Source organism: Nocardia halotolerans (assembly GCF_042650145.1).
In the GTDB taxonomy this organism is placed as follows: domain Bacteria; phylum Actinomycetota; class Actinomycetes; order Mycobacteriales; family Mycobacteriaceae; genus Nocardia; species Nocardia halotolerans.
Map to the genome: position 1 here is coordinate 1600939 of NZ_JBHSDL010000014.1, position 19601 is coordinate 1620539.

At 68.3% G+C, this 19601-nt stretch carries 18 protein-coding genes; 4 read left to right on the forward strand and 14 right to left on the reverse strand.

Annotated elements, in window-relative coordinates; all coding sequences use genetic code 11:
* Positions 1–87: 87 nt before the first annotated feature.
* The 4 genes from ACFO5K_RS17880 to ACFO5K_RS17895 form a co-directional block, all read right to left on the reverse strand.
* Complete coding sequence (locus ACFO5K_RS17880) at positions 88–417, reverse strand: ArsR/SmtB family transcription factor (protein ID WP_378563545.1); 330 nt, start codon at positions 415–417, stop codon at positions 88–90.
* The gene (locus ACFO5K_RS17885; protein ID WP_378563548.1) at positions 407–841 is read right to left on the reverse strand and encodes an SRPBCC domain-containing protein; all 435 of its coding nucleotides are present in this window, start codon (positions 839–841) and stop codon (positions 407–409) included. The genes ACFO5K_RS17880 and ACFO5K_RS17885 overlap by 11 nt, the downstream gene beginning before the upstream one ends.
* Positions 842–915: 74 nt before the next feature.
* Positions 916–2391 (reverse strand): MFS transporter, encoded by a 1476-nt coding sequence (locus ACFO5K_RS17890; RefSeq protein WP_378563943.1) that lies wholly within the window; start codon positions 2389–2391, stop codon positions 916–918.
* Between the two features lie 321 nt (positions 2392–2712).
* Positions 2713–3282, reverse strand: coding sequence for a TetR/AcrR family transcriptional regulator (locus ACFO5K_RS17895; protein WP_378563551.1), 570 nt, complete (start codon positions 3280–3282; stop codon positions 2713–2715).
* A gap of 39 nt (positions 3283–3321) precedes the next feature.
* Here ACFO5K_RS17895 and ACFO5K_RS17900 point away from each other — a divergent pair, with 39 nt between their 5' ends.
* Positions 3322–4566: a KasA/KasB family beta-ketoacyl-ACP synthase gene (locus tag ACFO5K_RS17900; RefSeq protein WP_378563554.1), complete on the forward strand. Its 1245-nt coding sequence runs from the start codon at positions 3322–3324 to the stop codon at positions 4564–4566.
* A 90-nt stretch (positions 4567–4656) separates the two neighbouring features.
* On the opposite strand, the gene ACFO5K_RS17905 is transcribed toward ACFO5K_RS17900, so the two are convergent.
* Positions 4657–5304 (reverse strand): TetR/AcrR family transcriptional regulator, encoded by a 648-nt coding sequence (locus ACFO5K_RS17905; protein ID WP_378563557.1) that lies wholly within the window; start codon positions 5302–5304, stop codon positions 4657–4659.
* Positions 5305–5392: 88 nt separating this feature from the next.
* On the opposite strand from ACFO5K_RS17905, the gene ACFO5K_RS17910 reads away from it, so the two are divergent.
* Entirely contained in the window at positions 5393–6526 is a 1134-nt protein-coding gene (locus ACFO5K_RS17910) for an epoxide hydrolase family protein (RefSeq protein WP_378563560.1), read from the forward strand.
* A 103-nt stretch (positions 6527–6629) separates the two neighbouring features.
* Here the strand turns inward: ACFO5K_RS17910 and ACFO5K_RS17915 are convergent, their stop codons facing one another.
* On the reverse strand, positions 6630–7781 hold the full coding sequence (locus ACFO5K_RS17915) for a GTP-binding protein (protein ID WP_449289687.1): 1152 nt from the start codon (positions 7779–7781) through the stop codon (positions 6630–6632).
* Between the two features lie 75 nt (positions 7782–7856).
* On the opposite strand from ACFO5K_RS17915, the gene thiD reads away from it, so the two are divergent.
* Positions 7857–8705 (forward strand): bifunctional hydroxymethylpyrimidine kinase/phosphomethylpyrimidine kinase, encoded by an 849-nt coding sequence (gene thiD, locus ACFO5K_RS17920; protein ID WP_378563566.1) that lies wholly within the window; start codon positions 7857–7859, stop codon positions 8703–8705.
* On the opposite strand, the gene ACFO5K_RS17925 is transcribed toward thiD, so the two are convergent.
* Complete coding sequence (locus ACFO5K_RS17925; RefSeq protein ID WP_378563568.1) at positions 8702–9436, reverse strand: TetR/AcrR family transcriptional regulator; 735 nt, start codon at positions 9434–9436, stop codon at positions 8702–8704. The genes thiD and ACFO5K_RS17925 overlap by 4 nt on opposite strands.
* 285 nt (positions 9437–9721) lie before the next feature.
* Here ACFO5K_RS17925 and ACFO5K_RS17930 point away from each other — a divergent pair, with 285 nt between their 5' ends.
* Entirely contained in the window at positions 9722–10357 is a 636-nt protein-coding gene (locus ACFO5K_RS17930; RefSeq protein WP_378563571.1) for a class I SAM-dependent methyltransferase, read from the forward strand.
* Between the two features lie 15 nt (positions 10358–10372).
* Here the strand turns inward: ACFO5K_RS17930 and ACFO5K_RS17935 are convergent, their stop codons facing one another.
* The 7 genes from ACFO5K_RS17935 to ACFO5K_RS17965 all read right to left on the reverse strand — a co-directional run bounded on the left by ACFO5K_RS17935 (position 10373) and on the right by ACFO5K_RS17965 (position 19592).
* Positions 10373–10987 (reverse strand): TetR/AcrR family transcriptional regulator, encoded by a 615-nt coding sequence (locus ACFO5K_RS17935; protein ID WP_378563573.1) that lies wholly within the window; start codon positions 10985–10987, stop codon positions 10373–10375.
* 4 nt (positions 10988–10991) lie between these two features.
* Complete coding sequence (locus ACFO5K_RS17940) at positions 10992–11774, reverse strand: enoyl-CoA hydratase family protein (protein WP_378563575.1); 783 nt, start codon at positions 11772–11774, stop codon at positions 10992–10994.
* 142 nt (positions 11775–11916) lie between these two features.
* Complete coding sequence (locus tag ACFO5K_RS17945; RefSeq protein ID WP_378563577.1) at positions 11917–13077, reverse strand: acyl-CoA dehydrogenase family protein; 1161 nt, start codon at positions 13075–13077, stop codon at positions 11917–11919.
* Positions 13074–15125 carry an acetyl/propionyl/methylcrotonyl-CoA carboxylase subunit alpha gene (locus ACFO5K_RS17950; RefSeq protein WP_378563580.1) on the reverse strand — a complete coding sequence of 684 codons (2052 nt, stop codon included), beginning with the start codon at positions 15123–15125 and terminating at the stop codon, positions 13074–13076. Before ACFO5K_RS17950 ends, ACFO5K_RS17945 begins: the two co-directional genes overlap by 4 nt.
* Before the next feature lie 8 nt (positions 15126–15133).
* Positions 15134–16732 carry an acyl-CoA carboxylase subunit beta gene (locus ACFO5K_RS17955; protein ID WP_378563582.1) on the reverse strand — a complete coding sequence of 533 codons (1599 nt, stop codon included), beginning with the start codon at positions 16730–16732 and terminating at the stop codon, positions 15134–15136.
* Entirely contained in the window at positions 16729–17880 is a 1152-nt protein-coding gene (locus ACFO5K_RS17960; protein ID WP_378563585.1) for an acyl-CoA dehydrogenase family protein, read from the reverse strand. The genes ACFO5K_RS17955 and ACFO5K_RS17960 overlap by 4 nt, the downstream gene beginning before the upstream one ends.
* Positions 17877–19592, reverse strand: coding sequence for an acyclic terpene utilization AtuA family protein (locus ACFO5K_RS17965; RefSeq protein ID WP_378563587.1), 1716 nt, complete (start codon positions 19590–19592; stop codon positions 17877–17879). The genes ACFO5K_RS17960 and ACFO5K_RS17965 overlap by 4 nt, the downstream gene beginning before the upstream one ends.
* Positions 19593–19601: the final 9 nt, after the last annotated feature.

Below are 19601 nucleotides of genomic sequence, written 5' to 3' on the forward strand. Positions count from 1 at the left end.
TTGATCCCGGCGAAGGCTTCGCCGGGAGACCTGTCGACGGTGATGGTGGCGGTGAAGTTCTTGTCGCGCATTACTGCTCCTTTCGGCTCAGCCGTCGAGGTGACGGCGGAGCGCGTCGAGTGACCCGTCCCAGTCGCGGGCCAAGGCGGCCAGGAACTGCTGGGCCACCTGCATGGGGGCGGAGTCGAGGCGGTAGCGCACCCGGCGCCGTTCCCCGGGCTCCGCGATCACCAGTCCCGCATCTGCCAGCAGGGCAAGGTGTTTGGTGATCGCCTGCCGGGTGATGGGCAGGCGATCGGCCAGGTCCGTCGCGGTCGCGGGCCCGTCGGCGGCCAGGGCGGCGAGCACCGACCGCCTACTCGGGTCCGCCAGCGCGACGAAGACCCGTTCGGCGGTGGCTTCGAGCTCAGGCTGCACCGAGGTACTCGACGAGCTCGCCCAGCTCGCTCTTCCAGCCATCGACATTGCCCTCGAACGCCGCCTTGTGGGCCTCATCGGACAGCTGCGCGAACCCGGTCTCGACCACCGTCAGCCGCGTTCCCGCGCCTACCGGCTCGAGCGTGAACTCCACATAGGTGCGCCGTGGGTCGTCGGCGGGCAGTCCACTGACCGACCAGGTGTATCCGAACACTGTCGGCTCCTCGACCCGCTCCACCCGCATATTCGCGACGTGCTCACCCTCGTTCCAGGTCATCCGGGCGGCACCGCCGGGCCGCAGGTCGATGGTGGCGTCATTGCCGAACCAGCTCCCCAGCCCCTCGGCCGTGGTGAGCGCCGCCCACACCTTTGTCGGCGGGTGCGAGAGCTCGACAGTCCGCACGATCTGATCAGGGAATCCCATGATGTCTCCTATTGCAACTTGTTGGTTGCTATCCAATATATGGCAACCAATCGGTTGCGTCAAGGGTTCATCGGTCAGTGCCCGCCGGTAACGCGGAACCCCTTGGGAACGAGCCGGATGGTGACGATCGTGACGATGGCCACCACCACGGCGGAGATATAGGACGTGGTGGTCAAGGCGGCGTCGAAGGCGTGAGTGGAGGCTTGGGCCAGCTGGGTGCGGGCGGGTTCGGGCAGGTCGGCGGCGACCTCGGCCGCGCCGCCGATCGAACCGCGAGCCTGGTCCAGGCGATCCGGGGGGACGGACAGATCTGTCATGTGTTCGGTGAAGATCCGGGCGTGCAAGCTACCGAGCAACGCCACCCCGAAACCGACACCCACCTCGTAGTTCGTCTCCTCGACCGCACCCGCCTGACCGGCGCGGTCGGCGGGAACCGCACCGACGAGGACGGCCGCCGCCGCGGTGATGGCCATGCCGTCACCGAGCCCGAAGGACACCAGGACCAGCGCGACCACCGGATACGACGTCGGCTCCGGGCTCACCGCCAACAGCAGGAAACCCAGCGACACCGCACCCAGGCCCATACCGAGCACCGCGCGGACCCCGAGTTTTTCCATCAGCATCGGTGTGAGCAATGAGGCGGTGAGCAAGGTCAGGGCGGCGGGCAGTATCCGGATACCGGCTTGCGACGGGCTGTAGCCGTGGACGTACTGCAGCCACAGCGAGATCAGGAACATGGCCGCGCCGATGGCCATCATCGCCAGCAGGGTCGCCAGCGCGGCCGCGGTGAACGCACCGTTGCCGAACAACCGCACGTCCAGCAGCGGGTCGGTGGCGTTCAGCTGTCTGCGGGTGAACCACGCCAGTGCCACCACACCGAGCACCAGCACGGCCCAATCCACCCCGGTGGCTTCCCCTTTCGCGAGGTGCTTGATACCCCAGGCCAGGCAGACGATGCCGGTGACCGACAGCACCGCCGCGAACCAGTCGAGCCGGCCCGCCTGCGGCGCACGGTATTCCGGCAGCACCCACAACCCGACCACCACGGTCACCAGCACCACCGGCACATTGAGCCAGAACGCCGACGCCCACCCGAAATGCTCCACCAGGAACCCGCCGACGATCGGCCCGACCGTGGCGCCGACCCCGGCCACCGCCGCCCAGATCCCGATGGCCATGGTGCGCTCGCGCGCATCGGTGAAGATATTGCGGATCAGCGACAACGTCGAGGGCATCACCATCGCGCCGCCGATGCCGAGCAGTACCCGGCCACCGATCAGCTGGGCGGCGCTGCCCGCGGTGGCCGCGACCACCGAGGCCAGGCCGAACAGCAGGAACCCACTGATGAACAACAACTTTCGACCCACCCGGTCGCCCAGCGCGCCCGTGGTGATGAGCAGCCCGCCGAGGACGAGGCCGTAGATGTCGATGATCCACAACTGCTCGAGCGGGCCGACCTGCAAGTCGTCGATCAACGACGGCAGAGCGACATTGAGGATGGTCGCATCCATGGCCACCAGCAACAAACTGGCACACAACACCGCGAGCATCCCCCACCGCGCCGAACCGTAAGTCTTCGTTGCCTCGCTGCCCACATCTCACCGCCGATTGCTGATCCCGACCGGTTTCCGGACCCGTGGCACGCGATCCGGTGCCCAACTTACCCAGTCACACTCCACCTGGATCGGACCTCGGCCGAACCAGCAGCGAACTTTCGGCGCATCCCGGCAGCGTGGCTTCCACTCCCCACCTACCCCGACCGGCGCACCGGCCGAGTCCGTCGACAGCACACTGACACTGCACCCCGCGTTCGAAGGTAGGCCGGGTCGCTCGGAGTGGTGCGGCCGCTGATGTTCGCGCGCCGGCACGCGTCAGCGTGGCCGAGTGGGGAGCACGGCGGCGATCAGGGTGCGGGCAGCGCGGGTGGTGCGTTCGCGGTCGCCGGTGATCATGCGGTCCTGGATGATCCCGCGCAGTGCGGAGACCAACAGGGTCGCCACCACTTCGGGATCCTCGGCCAGGCCGGTACGGCGCAGTGCGGCGGCGAGTTCGGTGACGAAGGTGGCGATCGCCGCGTTCGCGTAGTCCTGGTACGGCGAATCCGGGGCGCATGCGGCGCCGAGCACCTGCAACAGCACTCGCACACTGTCAGCTTCGGCGCCCTCGGAATTCAGATCGAAGAAGCCGACCAACCGGTCGCACAGCGCTTCCGGTTCCACCACATCGACGAACAGGGCGGTCAGGTCCGGTCGCTGGGTGGCCAGCGCTTGGACCAGCAGTTCTTCCTTGGTGCCGAAGTAATAGATCAGCATCCGTGAGCTGGTACCGAGCTCTGCGGCCAGCGGACGCAACGACAGCGCGGCCAGACCGTGCCCGGCGATGTATGCCACCACGCCCGCCAGCAGGTCGGCGCGTTTCTGGTGATCGAGTGGACGAGCCATGGGTTGACTGTAGCGAGCGCTACAGGTATTCATGGCAGCGTGACTGTACCGATCGCTTCAGAAACTCGCGATGGCGTGGTGGTGACCGCCTACGCGGCGACTACCGCGCTGGCCGACACCATGGACGAAACCTGGATCCGGCTGCTCAGCGGCGACAGCGGAATCCGGCCACTACCCGCTGAACTCCTCGGCGAACACGAACTCCCGGTCCGTATCGGCGGCCCACTCACCACGTCACCGGACACCCGACTGACCCGGATCGAGCAACGCAGGCATTCCTATGTGGAGCGGTTGGCACTGGTGCTCGGCAGGCAGGTGTGGGCGGCGGCGGGATCACCCGAGGTCGAGGGCGAACGGCTGGCCGTCGCGGTCGGCACCGGGCTCGGCGGCGGCGACGCGCTGATCGACGCGGTGGACGCGATGCGGTCGGGTGGCTACCGCAAGGTCTCGCCGCTGGCGGTCCCGATGGTGATGCCCAATGGACCGGCCGCCACCATCGGGCTCGAAATCGGCGCGCGGGCAGGGGTCTTCGCGCCCGTGTCGGCGTGCTCTTCCGGGTCGGAGGCGATCGCGCACGCATGGCGGCTGATCAGCACCGGGGAGGCCGATATCGTGGTGGCCGGCGGAGTGGAAGGCCACATCCATCCGGTGCCGATCGCCGGGTTCGCCATGATGCGGGCGATGAGCACCCGCAACGACGAGCCCGAGCGCGCCTCCCGTCCCTTCGACCGCGACCGCGACGGGTTCGTCTTCGGCGAGGCCGGCGCGCTGCTCGTGCTCGAATCCGAGCGGCACGCCAGGGCGCGGGGGGCACGAATTCATGCCCGGGCCCTCGGCGCCGGCATCACCTCGGATGCCTTCCACATCGTCGCCTCGGACCCGGCCGGCACCGGTGCGGCCCGGGCCATGCGCAAGGCGATTCGCACCGCGGGCCTGCAGCCCACCGACATCGACCACGTGAACGCGCACGCGACCGCCACCCCGATCGGCGATGCTTCCGAAGCCGCGGCGATCACCGCGGTCACACCCGGCGCTTCGGTCTACGCCCCGAAGTCGGCACTGGGCCATTCGATCGGCGCGGTCGGTGCGCTCGAATCGGTGCTCACGGTATTGAGTCTGCGCGAGCAGATCGTGCCCCCGACGCTGAACTACGACAACGCGGATCCATCGTTCGACATAGACGTGGTCGCCGGGTCGCCGCGGCGACAGCGCATCGACTACGCGCTCAACAACTCGTTCGGCTTCGGCGGCCACAATGTGGCACTGACCTTCGGCCGCGCCTGAATCAGTATGTGCGTCGCCACCCGTGTCGGTCAGCTCGAGATCTTCGCGCCCCGCGAGATCTGCTGCACTGCCCAACCGCTTCGGTCGGGGTCAGGGTTTGTGTTCCCAACGCCAGGCGAATTCGCCTGCGGCAGGCGGCGGGCCCGGTAACTCGCCGTCGGCGGTGAGTCCGTCGACGAGCAGGGCGAGGACCCGTTGGCGCAACTCGGCGGTGCGGACCGGGTCCGGCGTCGCGACAGCGGCGCAAGCCTCGAGGATCAGCCCGATATCGGTGGCGTTCACCCCGGACCGCAATCGGCCGCTCGCCGTGGCGCGCCGGACCAGCTCGTCGCCGACCTCGGCCGAGTGCTGCACGTCGGGCACGATCGATTCGTCGGGGGTGAAGGTGCCGGCCAGCCGGACGGTGAGTGAGTGCACGTCGGCCTCGACCACTCGTCGCAGGAAGCCGACGAAGCCGCGCCAGCCGTCCGGATCTTCCAGTGCCGCGTCGGCTTCGGCGTTGAACCGGCGTAGCCCCTCGTGGCACAGCGTGCGCAGCAGCACTTCCTTGCTGGGGTAGCGCCGGTAGAGGGCGCTGATGCCGACGCCGGCACGGTCGGCGACGGCGGCGATCGGTGCGGTCGGATCGGTCAGGAACACCGCGCGGGCGGCGTCGAGGATCAGGGCGTCGTTGCGGGCGGCCTGGGCTTTGCGGCCGGGCAAGCGCGGCTGATCTGCGGTTTCGGTCTGCTTCGGCATGAATTCAGGATAACACTTGAAACGGAATGATCCGTTCTGTTACGGTTTGAACAGAACGAAGCATTCCGTTTCAGAAAGAGGACGAGACATGACCGTCACGCCGTTCACCATCGCTGTCCCCCAGGCCCGGCTCGACGATCTCGAGGCCCGGCTGCGCAACGCGCTCTACCCGGACGAACTGGCCGGCGTCGGCGACGCCTACGGCGTGCCCGGCGACCGGGTGCGCGGTCTCGCCGAGTACTGGCTGGAAGAATTCGACTGGCGCGCGGTGGAAGCCGAGCTGAACGCCTACCCGCAGTTCACCACCGAGATCGACGGCGAGGCCATCCACTTCCTGCACGTACGCTCCTCGCGCCCCGACGCCACGCCGGTGATCCTCACCCACGGCTGGCCCGGCTCGGTCCTGGAATACCTCGACGTAATCGGGCCGCTCACCGAGCCGGAATCGCCGGAGGCGCCCGCCTTCCACGTGGTCATCCCGTCGCTGCCGGGGTTCGGCTTCTCCGGCCCCACGCGCAGCACCGGCTGGAATCGCTACCGCATCGCTCGCGCCTGGGTGGAGCTGATGTCGCGGTTGGGCTACCAGCGTTACGGCGCCATCGGCAACGACGCCGGTTCGATGGTTTCGCCGGAGGTAGGGCGGATCGCGCCCGACCAGGTGATCGGTGTGCACGTCACCCAGCTGTTCTCCTTCCCCTCCGGTGACCCGGCCGAGTTCGAGGGGCTCTCGGAAACCGATCTGGCCGCCCTGCAGCATCTGCAGTGGTTCCACGAGAACAAGATGGCGTTCAACACCCTGCACAGCCAGCAGCCGCAGACCCTGGCCTACGCGCTGGCCGACTCACCCATCGGCCTGCTCGGGTGGAACGCGCAACTGTTCGGTGAAACGCTGGACCCGCGTTTCGTGATCGCCAATGTGGCGCTCTACTGGCTCACCGGCACCGCCGGTTCCTCGCTGCGCTTCTACTACGAGGACGCCCACACCGCCGAAAATCCCACCGAGCCGACCACCGTGCCGACCGGGCTGGCCATGTTCGCGGGCGACTTCCAGTCGATCCGCCGCTTCGCCGAGCGCGATCACCGCAATATCGTCAGCTGGAACTCCTATGGCACCGGCACCGGCGAGGGCAGCGCGAACGACGCGGGCGGCCACTACGCCGCGCACGAAGCACCGCAGGTGCTCATCGGCGACATCCGGCGGTTCTTCGCCGGTCTCGGCTGACTCGCTTCGGCGCCACGGCCCACGCTCCCCTCATCGGCGCGTGGGCCGCAGCCCTTTCGAATCATGCACCAGCCCAGCGCCGTACGCTTGCCGAAAAGCGCGATCAGTGATGTTCGTGCAGCTCACCCCAGGCGGGGAAGGGGTCCGGGTAGCTCCTCCACGTCGGCGCCCCCGCGGCGAATTCCGCGTCGGTGAGCAGGGCGGCGCCGAGCGCGCGCCGGACGGCGGGCGCGTCCAGGCGCACCCCGATGAACACGAGTTCCTGACCGGCCGCGACCTCGAGCTCCGACCACCACGCGCCCGGTTCGAAGGTGAGGTTCGGTCCGGCCTGCGACCAGATCGCGGCGAGTTCGGGACGGCTGGCGATCCAGCAGAAGCCCTTGCTGCGCAACATTCCGCGCAGCTGCGACAGCGCGTCGGCCAGGCGTTGCGGATGGAACGGGCGGTCGGCGGTGAAGGTGAGGCTGCTGATCCCGTATTCCTCGGTCTCCGGAGTGTGCCCGCCGGCCAATTCCTCGGCCCAGCCTTCGGTTTCGGCCGCCGCCACCGGGTTGTAGCGGCCGGTGGCCAGTACCTCGCTCAGCTCGACGACGCCCTTCGCGGTGCGCAGCACGTGGGCGCGTGGATTGAGCCGGCGCACCGTGGCCTCCACGGTGGCGGCGGCATTGGCGCTGACCAGGTCGGTCTTGTTGATCAACAGCACGTCGGCGAATTCCACCTGGTCGACCAGCAGATCCGCGATCGTGCGCGAATCACCTTCGCCCGCTTCCAGATCGCGCTCCGCGAGCCCCTGTCCACGGACGAGTTCGGCAAGGAAGGTGGCGGCGTCGACGACGGTCACCATGGTGTCGAGACGGGCCAGTTCGCCGAGGCTGAAGCCGTCCTCGAACTCCCAGTCGAAGGTGGCGGCCACCGGCATGGGCTCGGAGATTCCGGTCGACTCGATCACCAACTGGTCGAAGCGACCCGCGCGGGCGAGCCGGGCGACGGCTTCGATCAGGTCCTCGCGCAGCGTGCAGCAGATGCAGCCGTTGGTGAGTTCGACCAGTTTCTCCTCGGTGCGATCGAGGTGCCCTTGCCCCGCGACCAGGGCGGCGTCGATGTTCACCTCGCTCATGTCGTTGACGATCACCGCGACGCGGCGACCTTCGCGGTTGGCGAGGATGTGGTTGAGCAGGGTGGTCTTTCCGGCACCGAGGAAACCGGACAGAACGGTGACGGGCAGGCGGGCTGGTGCTGGTGTGGTGGTCACCAGTTAATGATAATGGTTTTCATTTACGTTACTTCGGGTGGGGGTCGGAAAGCAGGTCGCCCGCCGTAGGGTTGGAGTGTGAAGATGTTGCCGCTCACCCCCGATGGCCAGACCCCCGTCCGCGCACTCACCATCGCGGGCACCGACTCCGGCGGCGGGGCCGGCATCCAGGCCGATTCACGCACCATGGCGATGTGCGGCGTGCACGCGTGCGTCGCGGTCGCCGCGGTGACGGTGCAGAACACGGTGGGCGTCACCGGCTTTCACGAAATCCCGCCGCAGGTGGTGGCCGACCAGGTGCGGGTGGTGGTGCGCGATATCGGCATCGGCGCCGCCAAGACCGGCATGCTCGCCTCCACCACGATCATCGAATCGGTGGCCGCGGTGTGCCGCGAGGTCGGCATCGGACGCGACGGCAGCATCCCCCTGGTGGTCGACCCGGTCGCCGCCTCCATGCACGGTGACCCACTGCTGCATGCCTCGGCGCTCGACGCGGTGCGCTCCACCCTCATCCCGTTGGCCACCGTCCTCACCCCCAATCTCGACGAGGTCCGGCTCATCACCGGCATCGAAGTCGTCGACGACGCGACCGCCCGCAAGTCCGCCGAGGCGCTGCACGCCCTCGGCGCACAGTGGGCGATCGTGAAGGGCGGGCACCTGCGGACCTCCGAACACAGCACCGACCTGCTCTACGACGGCGACACCTTCCGCGAGTTCACCGCGCCGCGCATCGCCACCGGCAACGACCACGGCGGCGGCGACACACTCGCCGCGGCCATCACCTGCGCCCTCGCCAACGGCTACGAAGTACCCGACGCGGTCGCCTTCGCCAAGGAGTGGACCTACCGCTGCCTGGCCGCCTCCTATGACCTCGGCGCGGGGCACGGGCCGGTTTCCCCGCTGTGGCGGTTGAGCGCGCGAACCTAGTCGATGCCGAAGGCGTCGCGCAGTGGCCGCGCGGTGTCGATGCGGACGCCGTTGAACCGTGCGTGTGCCTGCGCCAAGGCCGAAATGCTCTCGGCCAGATAGTCGACGAACCGCTCGACCGACATCACCGACACCTCACGCTGGTTCGCGCCCAGCCACCAATCCGTAGCCGAGGCCACCGCACCGAAGATCGAATAGTTCACCAGTTCGATGCCGGCCACATCGATCGGCTCGGTGTGCTCGCTCGGCAGCAGGCCGGCGAAGAATTCGGCCGCACGCCGCGCCGCCTGCCGGGCCGCCACCAGGGCGCGTTCGGTCTCGCGAGCCTGCTGACTGAAATGGCTGTGCAGCATGAACCGGAAGACGTTGGGGTGTTCGGTCACCACCGCCACATATTCGGCGGCCGCGCGGTGCACCAGTTCGGCGACCGAATCGTCGGTGAGATTCACCCCGCCGAGCAACCGCTCCCACAGCATGTCGCGCACTCGGTCGACGATCGAGTTGTAGAGGTCGGTCTTGTCCTCGAAATGCCGGTACAGCTTGGGTTTGGCGGCACCGGCTTCCTTGGCGATATCGCCCATGCTCACGTCGGGACCGAACTTGTCCAGCGCGCGGAAGGCGGCGTCGACGAATTCGATGCGCACCTGCACCCGGTGCTCACGCCAGCGCTCGGTCCGCGCGTCGACGCGCCGCTCCGGCACCCCGTCGGCCTTCCGATACACGCGCGTCACCTAGGCAGTATCTCTGGCGGCCGGCGCCAGGGTGTGCGCGGGCCCCGCCGCCGCCGGTTCGGTAGCGACTGACCGGGTGCTCATGGGCGCCCGGTCGCGATCCGCGTCGCTCGCGGCCGGACATCGGCGGGCCGCGCCCGTTCGGCCACTCGCTCCTCGGTGCGGTGGGCGAGGAAAGGGCGCCCGCGCCGGCCGCCTTTGCTGTAGCGGCAATATTTGTTGCCCGCTTCGGCGGGCATGGGGACCATCGAATCAGCTGATCACCACTATCCACCTGGAGTGTCGATGCACGAGACCGCACAGAACCCGGAAGAATTCTGGGAAGACTTCTACCGCGAACGCGAACAGATCTGGACCGGCAAGGTGAATCCGATCCTGGTTCGCGAGGTATCAGAGCTCACCCCGGGCACCGCGCTGGACCTCGGCTGCGGTGAGGGCGGCGACGCGATCTGGCTCGCCCAGCGCGGATGGCGGGTGACCGCGGTCGACGTGTCGGCGACGGCGATGGAACGCGGCGCGCGGCACGCCGCCGAGGCCGGGGTACGCATCGATTGGGAGCGCCACGACCTACAGCAGAGCTTCCCCGATGGCACCTTCGACCTGGTGTCCGCCCAGTTCCTGCACTCGCCGGTGGAACGGCCCGACGAGCGGGCCCAGATCCTGCGCCGCGCGGCGAACGCCGTCGCACCGGGTGGGGTGCTGGTGATCGGCGCGCACGCCGCCGCGCCGACCTGGGCGCCCAGCGAAATGCACGATCACGTGTTCCCGACCATCGAACAGGTGCTCGAGCAGCTCGACCTCGCACCGCAGCAGTGGCAGGTCGAAACGTCGGAACTGATCTACACCGCGTCGACCAGCCCCGATGGTGTGGAAGGCGAGCGGGCCGACAGCGTGCTGCGGGTGCGGCGCATCCAGGAATGACCTGGTGACCGAACGTCAGTGAGCGATGTCGAGGGCGCTGTGCAAGGTGGCGGCCCACTGGTCGACGATCAGTTTGCGGCGCGCGGAGTCGTCGGTGAGGACGTCGGCCAGGCCGAGCCCACGCGCCAGGTCCAGGGTGGCCTGCACCAGGTGGTGGGCGACCGGGTCGGAGTCGTCGACGCCGAGCGCCTCGACGGCACGGCGGTGGGAGACACGGCCGAAGTGGGCCTCCAGCGGCAGGACGCGTTCGCGCAGGGCCGGGTCGGCCGCCGCGTGTGTCCAGACCTGGAGCGCGGCCTTGAAGAACGGCGAAGTGTAGGACTCGACCAGCGCCGAGACCACCGCGCGGGTGCGCCCCAGCCCCTGCGCGACCGCGCTGACCATCTCGGCTTCGGCCTTGGCCTGGTCCATCCGGAACTCGAACATGTACTCGAGCGCGGCGGTGATCAGGTCCTCGCGGGTCGGGAAATGGTGCTGGGCGGCCCCGCGCGACACCCCCGCCCGTTCGGCGACCACCGACACCGTGGCGGCTGCCCAGCCGGTTTCGGCCAGGCAGTCGATGGTTGCCTCGAGCAGCCGCTGCCGGGTGACCCGGCTGCGGTCCTGCTTGGGTTCGTGGGGTGTCGCCATGGGCCTATTGTGCCCAGCTGGGTGGGCGCTTCTGGAAGAAGGCCGTCATGCCCTCGATCACTTCGGGGGTGCCGAAGAAGCTGCCCGAACGCTGGGCGAGCTCCTCGACGCGGGCGTCGAAGTCGGCCAGCAGGGTGGCGTTGACCAGCTTCTTGGACTCGGCCAGCCCCTGCGGCGACCCCTTGCGCAGCTCGCCACACAGGCGTTTCACCTCGTCCGCGGCGTCGGCCGCCGCGACGGTGACCAGCCCGATCTCCCGCGCCGTCGCGGCGCCGAACTTCTCGCCGGTGAGGAAGTAGCGGCTCGCGGCTCGCTGGTCCAGCCGTGGCACCAGGGTGAGCGAGATCATGAACGGCGCCATCCCGATGCGCACCTCGGTGAGCGCGAAACTGCTGCCCGGCCCCGCGACCACGAGGTCACAGGCACCGATGATGCCCATGCCACCGGCCCGCACATTGCCGTCGATCTGGGCGATCACCGGCTTCGGTGAGGTGAGGATGCCGCGCAGCACGTCGATCATCACGCGAGTGCGCTGGTCGGCGGCCACCGCCGGATCAGCGGTACTGGCCTCCTTGAGATCAGCACCGGCGCAGAAGGTGTCGCCGGTGTGGGCGAGCACGATGCCCCGCACCGCCGGATCCGCAGCCGCCGCATCGAACCCGGCCAGCAGCTCCCGAACCAGCTTGGACGACAAGGCGTTCCGATTATGCGGCGAATCGAAGGTCAGCCTGGCGAACCCGTCGACAACCTCGTACCGCACATAGGCCACATCAGTCGAATCACTCATAGAAAACAACTCCTGTCCAATAGCACCGAGTCCACCACCCACCGCACTCCCAGCCCCGCACAACCCGACCTCGAGGAGGGTCCGCCGCGAAGCGGCGGTTCGCGGCCGGGCCGACGATCAGGCGCCGTGGCGTAGGCACCCATCAATAAGACTTGGGCAGCCCCAACGAATGCTGCGCCACGAAGTTCAGAATCATCTCCCGGCTCACCGGCGCAACCCGCATGATGCGCGCAGCCCCCAGCATCCCCGCGAGCCCGACCTCACCGGTCAACCCCGAACCACCATGGGTCTGAATCGACTGGTCCAGCGCCTTGATGGAAGCCTCGGCACCCGCGTACTTGGCCATGTTCGCGGCCTCGGCAGCACCGAACTCATCGCCCGCGTCGTAGAGCACCGCGGCCTTCTGCATCATCAGCCGAGCCAGCTCGAGCTCGATCTTCACCTGCGCCAGCGGATGCGAAATACCCTGGTGCGCACCGATGACCGACTTCCAGACCTGGCGTTCCTTGGCGTACTCCACCGCGCGATCGATGGCGTAGCGCCCCAGCCCGATCCCCATCGCCGAGCCCATGATGCGCTCGGGGTTCAGGCCGGCGAACAGCTGGGCCAGGGCCGCGTCCTCGGCGCCGACCAGCGCGTCGGCGGGCAGGCGCACGTCGTCGAGGAACAGGGTGAACTGCCGGTCGGGCTCGGAGAAGTCCATGTCCTGGACCGTTTTGTTGAAGCCGGGGGCGTCGGTCGGGACGATGAACAGCGCGGGCTTGAGTTTGCCGGTCTTGTGGTCCTCGGTGCGCGAGACGATCAGCACCGCGTCGGCCTGGTCGACGCCGGAGATGAAGATCTTGCGGCCGTTGAGGATCCAGTCGCTGCCGTCGCGGCGGGCGGTGGTGGTGATGTTGTGCGAGTTGGAACCGGCATCGGGTTCGGTGATGCCGAAGGCCATGATCTTGGTGCCGTCGGCGAGGCCGGGCAGCCACGTCTGCTTCTGCTCGTCGGTGCCGTACTTGGCGATGATGGTGCCGCAGATGGCCGGGGAGACGACCATCAGCAGCAGCCCCGCACCCTGGGTGGCGAGCTCTTCGAGCACCAGTGAGAGCTCATAGATGCCCGCGCCACCGCCGCCGTACTCCTCGGGCAGGTTCACGCCGATGAAGCCGAGCTTGCCCGCTTCGGCCCAGAGTTCGGTGAGCGGCTCGTTCTCGGCCACCTTGGGTCGCACGTAGTCGCGGTAGTTGTACTTGGCCGCCAGCGAGGCGACCGCCGCGCGCAGTGCCTGCTGCTCTTCGGTTTCGATGAAGCTCACGATGTCTGCTCCTGCTCTTCTTCCTCGACGACGGCAAGGATGGTTCCGACCTCGACCTGCTGGCCGACAGTCACGTTGAGTGCGCTGAGGACGCCGGTGGCCGGGGCGGCGATGGTGTGTTCCATCTTCATCGCCTCGAGCCACAGGATCGGCTGCCCGTGTCGCACGTGGTCGCCTTCGGCGGCGCCGAGACGGATGACGCTGCCGGGCATCGGCGCGAGCAACGACCCGGCCGCTACCTGCTGCGACGGGTCGGTGAAGCGCGGCAGCCTGCGCGCCGACACCGGGCCGAGCGGGGAATCGACGGCGATGTGGTCGCCGTAGCGGGCGATCTCGAACTGACGGCGCACCGGACCGCGCTCACCCGGCACGGCCAGCACGACGCGCTCGGGCGACACCGAGATCAGTTCCAGGCCCTCATGGCCCTCGACTTCGATCCCGGTGCGGGTGAAGCGGTAACACACCTCGTGGGTGCCGCTGGTGCGGCTCTCGTAGGACTTGCGTTGCGGCTGCGAGGCCAGGTTGCGCCAGCCGCTGGGCGCCAACCGGGTGAACCGGTTGGCGGTGTGGTTCAGCGCCGAATCCGCCAGTGCCGCAGCCACGATCGACAACTCCTCGTCGCTGTCGGACACCAGCGGCGCCGACAGCACCGCCAGGTCGTGGGTGGCGAAGAACGCGGTGTCGGTGTCACCGGCCAGGAACGCCGGGTGCCGCAGCACTCGCACCAGCAGGTCGCGGTTGGTGACCAGGCCGTGGATCTTGGCGCGCTGCAACGCCGTGGCGAGCAGATGCGCCGCCTCGGCGCGGGTCTCGGCGTAGGAGATCACCTTGGCCAGCATCGGGTCGTAGTGCACGCCGACCACCGAACCGTCGACGACACCGGTGTCCAAGCGCACGCCGGTCTGCTCGAGGACAGTGAATTCCGCGGCGGTGAACGGGATCTCGATCTTGTGTACCGGGCCGCTCTGCGGCTGCCAGTCCTGGGCGGGGTCCTCGGCGTAGAGGCGCACCTCGATGGAGTGGCCGCGCAGGGCGGGCTGGGTGGCGGGCAGCGGCAGACCCGCAGCCACCTGCAATTGCAGGCGCACCAGGTCCAGGCCGGTGGTCTGCTCGGTGACCGGATGTTCCACCTGCAGACGGGTGTTCATCTCCAGAAAGAAGAAGTCGCCCTTCTCGTCGGCCAGGAACTCGACGGTGCCGGCGCCCTCGTAACCGATGGCTTCGGCGGCCAGCCGCGCGGCCTCGAACAACCGACCCCGCATACCGTCGATCTTCTCGACCAGCGGCGACGGTGCTTCCTCGACGACCTTCTGGTGCCGGCGCTGAATCGAGCACTCCCGCTCGCCCACTGCCCAGGTCTTGCCGAAGGTGTCCGACATGATCTGGACCTCGATGTGGCGTCCGGTCTCGAGGTAGCGCTCGCAGAACACGGTCGGGTCGCCGAAGGCGGACTCGGCCTCGCGCTGGGCGGCGGCGATCTGGTCGCGCAGCTCGGCGAGGTCGCGCACCACGCGCATACCGCGACCGCCACCACCGGCGGAAGCCTTGATGAGCACCGGCAGGTGCGCCTCGGTGACCTCGGCCGGATCGAGTTCGGCGAGGACGGGGACACCGGCGGCGTCCATCATCTTCTTCGACTCGACCTTGGAACCCATCTGCTCGATCGCCGCGACCGGCGGACCGATCCACACCAGACCCGCGTCGAGCACGGCACGCGCGAATTCCGCGTTCTCGGAGAGGAATCCGTAGCCCGGGTGGATGGCGTCGGCACCGGCCGAGAGCGCGGCCTCGATGATCAGCTCACCGCGCAGGTAGGTCTCGGCCGGGGTGTTACCGGGCAGCCGGATGGCCGCATCGGCCTCGCCCACGTGCGGTGCGGCGGCGTCGGCATCGGAGTAGACAGCCGTGGTGCCGACACCCATGCGACGACAGGTCGCGAACACCCGGCGCGCGATCTCACCACGGTTGGCAACAAGAACATTCGTAACGAGCCCGCCCGTCACCCGACCGCCGCCCCTCACTGAATCGCTTCGCGATGCTGTAGTCATGTCGCGCCTCACATTCGGAAGACGCCGAAGCCCTCGGCGCCCTTGATCGGAGCTGTGTGAATGGCCGACAACGCCATTCCCAGCACGGTGCGGGTGTCACGCGGGTCGATGATCCCGTCGTCGTAGAGCCGGCCCGACAGGAACATCGGCAGGGCCTCGGCTTCGATCTGCGCCTCGACCATCGCCGCGATGCCCGCGGCCGCTTCCTCGTCGAACGGCATGCCCTTGGACTCGGCGGCGCCGCGCTGCACGATCGTGATGACACCGGCCAGCTGCGCGCCACCCATCACCGCCGACTTCGCACTCGGCCAGGCGAACAGGAAACGCGGGTTGAACGCGCGACCGCACATGCCGTAGTGCCCGGCGCCGTAGGAGGCGCCGACCAGCAGCGAGATGTGGGGCACCTTGGAGTTGGCGACCGCGTTGATCATCATCGCGCCGTGCTTGATGATGCCGTTGTGCTCGTACTCCTTGCCGACCATGTAGCCGGTGGTGTTGTGCAGGAACAACAGTGGCGTGTTCTTCTTGTTCGCCAACTGGATGAACTGGGTGGCCTTCTGTGATTCCTCGGAGAACAGCACGCCGCGCGCGTTGGCCAGGATGCCGATCGGGTAGCCGTTGATCTCGGCCCACCCGGTGACCAGGCTCGAACCGTAGAGCGGTTTGAACTCGTCGAAGTCGGAACCGTCGACCACGCGGGCGATGATCTCGCGCGGGTCGAACGGGACCTTGAGGTCCGAGGGCACGATACCGAGCAGTTCCTCGGGATCGTAGAGTGGCGAGATCACCTCGGCGCGCGGCTCGGGGCCCTGCTTCTTCCAGTTCAGACGACGAATGATGTTGCGGCCCAACCGGATCGCGTCCTGCTCGTCGACGGCCAGATAATCGGCCAGACCCGAGGTGCGAGCGTGCATCTCGGCGCCGCCGAGGGTCTCGTCGTCGGAGTCCTCACCGGTGGCCATCTTCACCAGCGGCGGGCCGGCGAGGAACACCTTCGCGCCCTCCTTGACCATCACGACGTAGTCGGACATGCCGGGAATGTAGGCACCGCCGGCGGTCGAGTTGCCGAACACCAGTGAGATGGTGGGGATTCCGGCGGCCGAAGCCTGCGTGAGGTCGCGGAACATCGCGCCACCCGGGATGAACACCTCCTTCTGCGTCGGCAGGTCGGCCCCGGCCGATTCCACCAGCGAGATCACCGGCAGCCGGTTCTCACGGATGATCTCGTTGATCCGGAACTGCTTGCGCAGGGTCCACGGGTTCGACGCGCCACCGCGCACGGTGGGGTCGGGGGCCACGACCATGCACTCGACACCCTCCACGATGCCGATCCCGGCGATCGTCGAGGCGCCGACCTGGAAGTCACTGCCCCACGCCGCGAGCGGGCACAGCTCGAGGAACGGCGAGTCCTCGTCGAGCAGCAGTTCGATGCGCTCGCGCGCGGTCAGCTTGCCGCGCTTGTGATGACGCGCCACCTTGTCGGGGCCGCCACCGGCGATCGCCTTGGCGAACTCGGTCTCGACCTCGGTGAGTTTGACCGACATCGCCTCGGCGGCCGCGGAGTACTCCGGCGACGCCGTGTCGAGAATGGAACGGAAAGTCGTCATGCCTGGTACCCCAATACTTTCGACGCCAGCATGGTCAGGATCTCGTTGGTGCCGCCACCGATGCCGATGATGCGCACATCGCGGTAGATGCGCTCCACCTCGGATTCACGCATGTAGCCCATGCCGCCGTGCAACTGCACGGCCTGGTTGGCCACCCATTCGGCGGTCTCGACGGCGTTGTTCTTGGCAAAGCACACCTGGGCGATCAGATTCTCGTCACCGGCGGCGTAGCGCTCGACCAGCGCACGGGTGTAGGTGCGCGAGATGTCCACGCGCTGGGCCATGTCGGTGAGGGTCATCTGCACCTGCTGGCGGCTGATCAGCGGACGCCCGAAGGTCTCGCGATCACGGCACCACTGCACGGTGAGGTCGAGGGCGCGCTGGGCCAGCGAGTACGCCTGCACGGCCAGCCCCACCCGCTCGCTCACGAACGCGGCCGCGATCTGCGCGAAACCACTGTTCTCGGCGCCGACCAGGTTCGATGCGGGCACCCGCACGTCCACATAGGACAGTTCGGCGGTGTCGGAGGCCAGCCAGCCCATCTTCTCCAGCTTGCGGCTGACGGTGAAGCCGGGGGTATCGGTCGGCACCAGGATCAGCGAGACGCCCGCGGCACCCGGTCCACCGGTGCGCACCGCGGTGACCACGAAGTCGGCGCGGCAACCCGAGGTGATGAAGGTCTTGGCGCCGTTGATGATGAAGTCGTCACCGTCGCGCACCGCCGAGGTGGTGAGGTGGCCGACATCGGAGCCGCCGCCGGGTTCGGTGATGGCGAGCGAACCGATCAGGTCACCGCGCAGCGTCGGCTTCGCCCACTGGTCGATCTGGGCCTGGTTGCCCGAGGCGATCATGTGCGGCAACGCGATTCCGCAGGTGAACAGTGAGGCCCACAGGCCACCGGAGGCACCGGCGAGATGGATCTCCTCGCCGACGATCACCGAATCGATGGCGTCGCCACCTTCGCCGCCGGCCGATTCCGGGTACTCGATGCCGAGCAGGCCGAGTTCACCCGCCTTCTTGTGCAGTTCGCGCGGCAGTTCACCGCCGCGTTCCCAGGAATCGAGGTCGGGCAGGATGTCGCGTTCCACGAACCGGCGCACGGTGGCGCGCAGCTCTTTACGTTCCGGCGTGTCCCAAACAGACGTCATGCGAGCAGCTCCGTCGGTATATCGATGTGGCGAGAGCGCAGCCATTCGCCGAGCCCCTTGGCCTGCGGGTCGAAACGCGCCTGGTAGGCGACGCCCTTGCCGAGCAGGCCGGAAATGATGAAGTTGACCGCGCGCAGATTGGGCAGCACGTGGCGGGTGAGGGTGAGTTCGGCCGTCTCGGGCAGCAGTTCCCGCACCTTCTCGACGGTGAGGGTGTGCACGAGCCAGCGCCACTGGTCGTCGGTGCGTACCCAGACACCGATGTTGGCGTCGCCGCCCTTGTCACCGCTGCGTGCCAGCGCGATCGTGCCGAGCGGCACGCGACGGGTTTCGCCCGGTACCGGTGGGGCAGGCAGCTCGGGTTCCGGGACCGGTTCCAGGACACGGGTTTCGGCAGCGGGTTCGATGTCCACGCGAGTGCCGTCGGCGAGCACCGCGACGTGTGGCACCTCGTGCGCGTCGACGAAGCCGGGCGTGAAGACACCGTAGGGCGAACCGTTTCCCGGCAGCGCCGTGAAGCTGGCGCCCGGATAGCTCGCCAGTGCCAATTCCACTGCGACGCTGGAGAATGCGCGACCCACCTTGTTCGGGTCGGGGTCGCGCACCACACACCGCAGGATGGCGCTGGCCTGCTCCTCGGTGTCGGCATCGGGGCGGTCCAGCCGCGCCAGGGTCCAGTTCAGCTCGGCGGGGCGCACCGGGAGCCAGGACTCCAGCTGACGTTGCGCCAGTTCGGCCTTGGCCTCGATCTCGAGCCCGGTGAGGATGAACGACATCTCGTTGCGGAAACCACCGAGGGTGTTGAGCGAGACTTTCAGCTGCGGCGGCGGCGCTTCCCCGGTGACGCCGCTGATCAGGACGCGGTCCTTGCCCTCCTGGCGCACGGCGATGCTGTCGAGGCGGGTGGTGACGTCGGGCCCGGCGTAGCGCGCGCTCTGGATTTCGTACATGAGCTGGGCTCGCACGGTGTCGACCGTGACCGCGCCACCGGTGCCGTCGTGCTTGGTGATCACGCAGGAACCGTCGCGGCGGATCTCGGCGATCGGGAAGCCGGGGCGGCCGATGTCGCCGAGTTCGGTGAAGAAGGCGAAGTTGCCGCCGGTGGCCTGGGTGCTGCACTCGATCACGTGCCCGGCCACCACCGCGCCGGCCAGCTCGTCGTAGTCGGTCCGGCCCCAGCCGAAGTGGGCGGCGGCGGGGCCGACGATCACCGAGGCGTCGGTGACCCGGCCGGTGACGACGATGTCGGCGCCGGAGTTCAGGCACTCGACGATGCCCCAGCTGCCGAGGTAGGCGTTGGCGGTGAGCGGCTGGCCGAGGTCGAGCTCGGCGGCCCGGCCGACCAGGTCGTCACCTTCGACGTGGGCGATCCGGGCATCGAGCCCGAGTTCGGCGGCGACCTCGCGCAGACGCTCGGCCAGCCCGGCGGGGTTCAGGCCGCCCGCGTTGGTGACGATCTGGACGTTCTGCTCGAGCGCGAGGCCCAGGCACTCCTTGATCTGCTTCACGAAGGTCTTGGCGTAGCCGAGGCCGGGGTCCTTCATCCGGTCCCGGCCCAGGATCAGCATGGTGAGCTCGGCGAGATAGTCGCCGGTGAGCACGTCGAGCTGCCCACCTTCGAGCATTTCGCGCATGGCGCTGAGCCGGTCACCGTAGAAACCGGAACAATTCCCGATCCGGATCAGGTCCGGGTCAGCGGAGAGTGCACTCATGGCACCAGG

Bases quoted from the DNA above. Each gene is read 5' to 3' on its own strand.
- ACFO5K_RS17930 (WP_378563571.1), top strand. From the start codon at position 9,722: ATGCACGAGACCGCACAGAACCCGGAAGAATTCTGGGAAGACTTCTAC.
- ACFO5K_RS17890 (WP_378563943.1), bottom strand. From the start codon at position 2,391: ATGCTCGCGGTGTTGTGTGCCAGTTTGTTGCTGGTGGCCATGGATGCG.
- ACFO5K_RS17935 (WP_378563573.1), bottom strand. From the start codon at position 10,987: ATGGCGACACCCCACGAACCCAAGCAGGACCGCAGCCGGGTCACCCGG.
- ACFO5K_RS17960 (WP_378563585.1), bottom strand. From the start codon at position 17,880: ATGACGTCTGTTTGGGACACGCCGGAACGTAAAGAGCTGCGCGCCACC.
- ACFO5K_RS17955 (WP_378563582.1), bottom strand. From the start codon at position 16,732: ATGACGACTTTCCGTTCCATTCTCGACACGGCGTCGCCGGAGTACTCC.
- ACFO5K_RS17905 (WP_378563557.1), bottom strand. From the start codon at position 5,304: ATGCCGAAGCAGACCGAAACCGCAGATCAGCCGCGCTTGCCCGGCCGC.
- ACFO5K_RS17885 (WP_378563548.1), bottom strand. From the start codon at position 841: ATGGGATTCCCTGATCAGATCGTGCGGACTGTCGAGCTCTCGCACCCG.
- ACFO5K_RS17950 (WP_378563580.1), bottom strand. From the start codon at position 15,125: ATGACTACAGCATCGCGAAGCGATTCAGTGAGGGGCGGCGGTCGGGTG.
- ACFO5K_RS17940 (WP_378563575.1), bottom strand. From the start codon at position 11,774: ATGAGTGATTCGACTGATGTGGCCTATGTGCGGTACGAGGTTGTCGAC.
- ACFO5K_RS17895 (WP_378563551.1), bottom strand. From the start codon at position 3,282: ATGGCTCGTCCACTCGATCACCAGAAACGCGCCGACCTGCTGGCGGGC.
- ACFO5K_RS17965 (WP_378563587.1), bottom strand. From the start codon at position 19,592: ATGAGTGCACTCTCCGCTGACCCGGACCTGATCCGGATCGGGAATTGT.
- ACFO5K_RS17910 (WP_378563560.1), top strand. From the start codon at position 5,393: ATGACCGTCACGCCGTTCACCATCGCTGTCCCCCAGGCCCGGCTCGAC.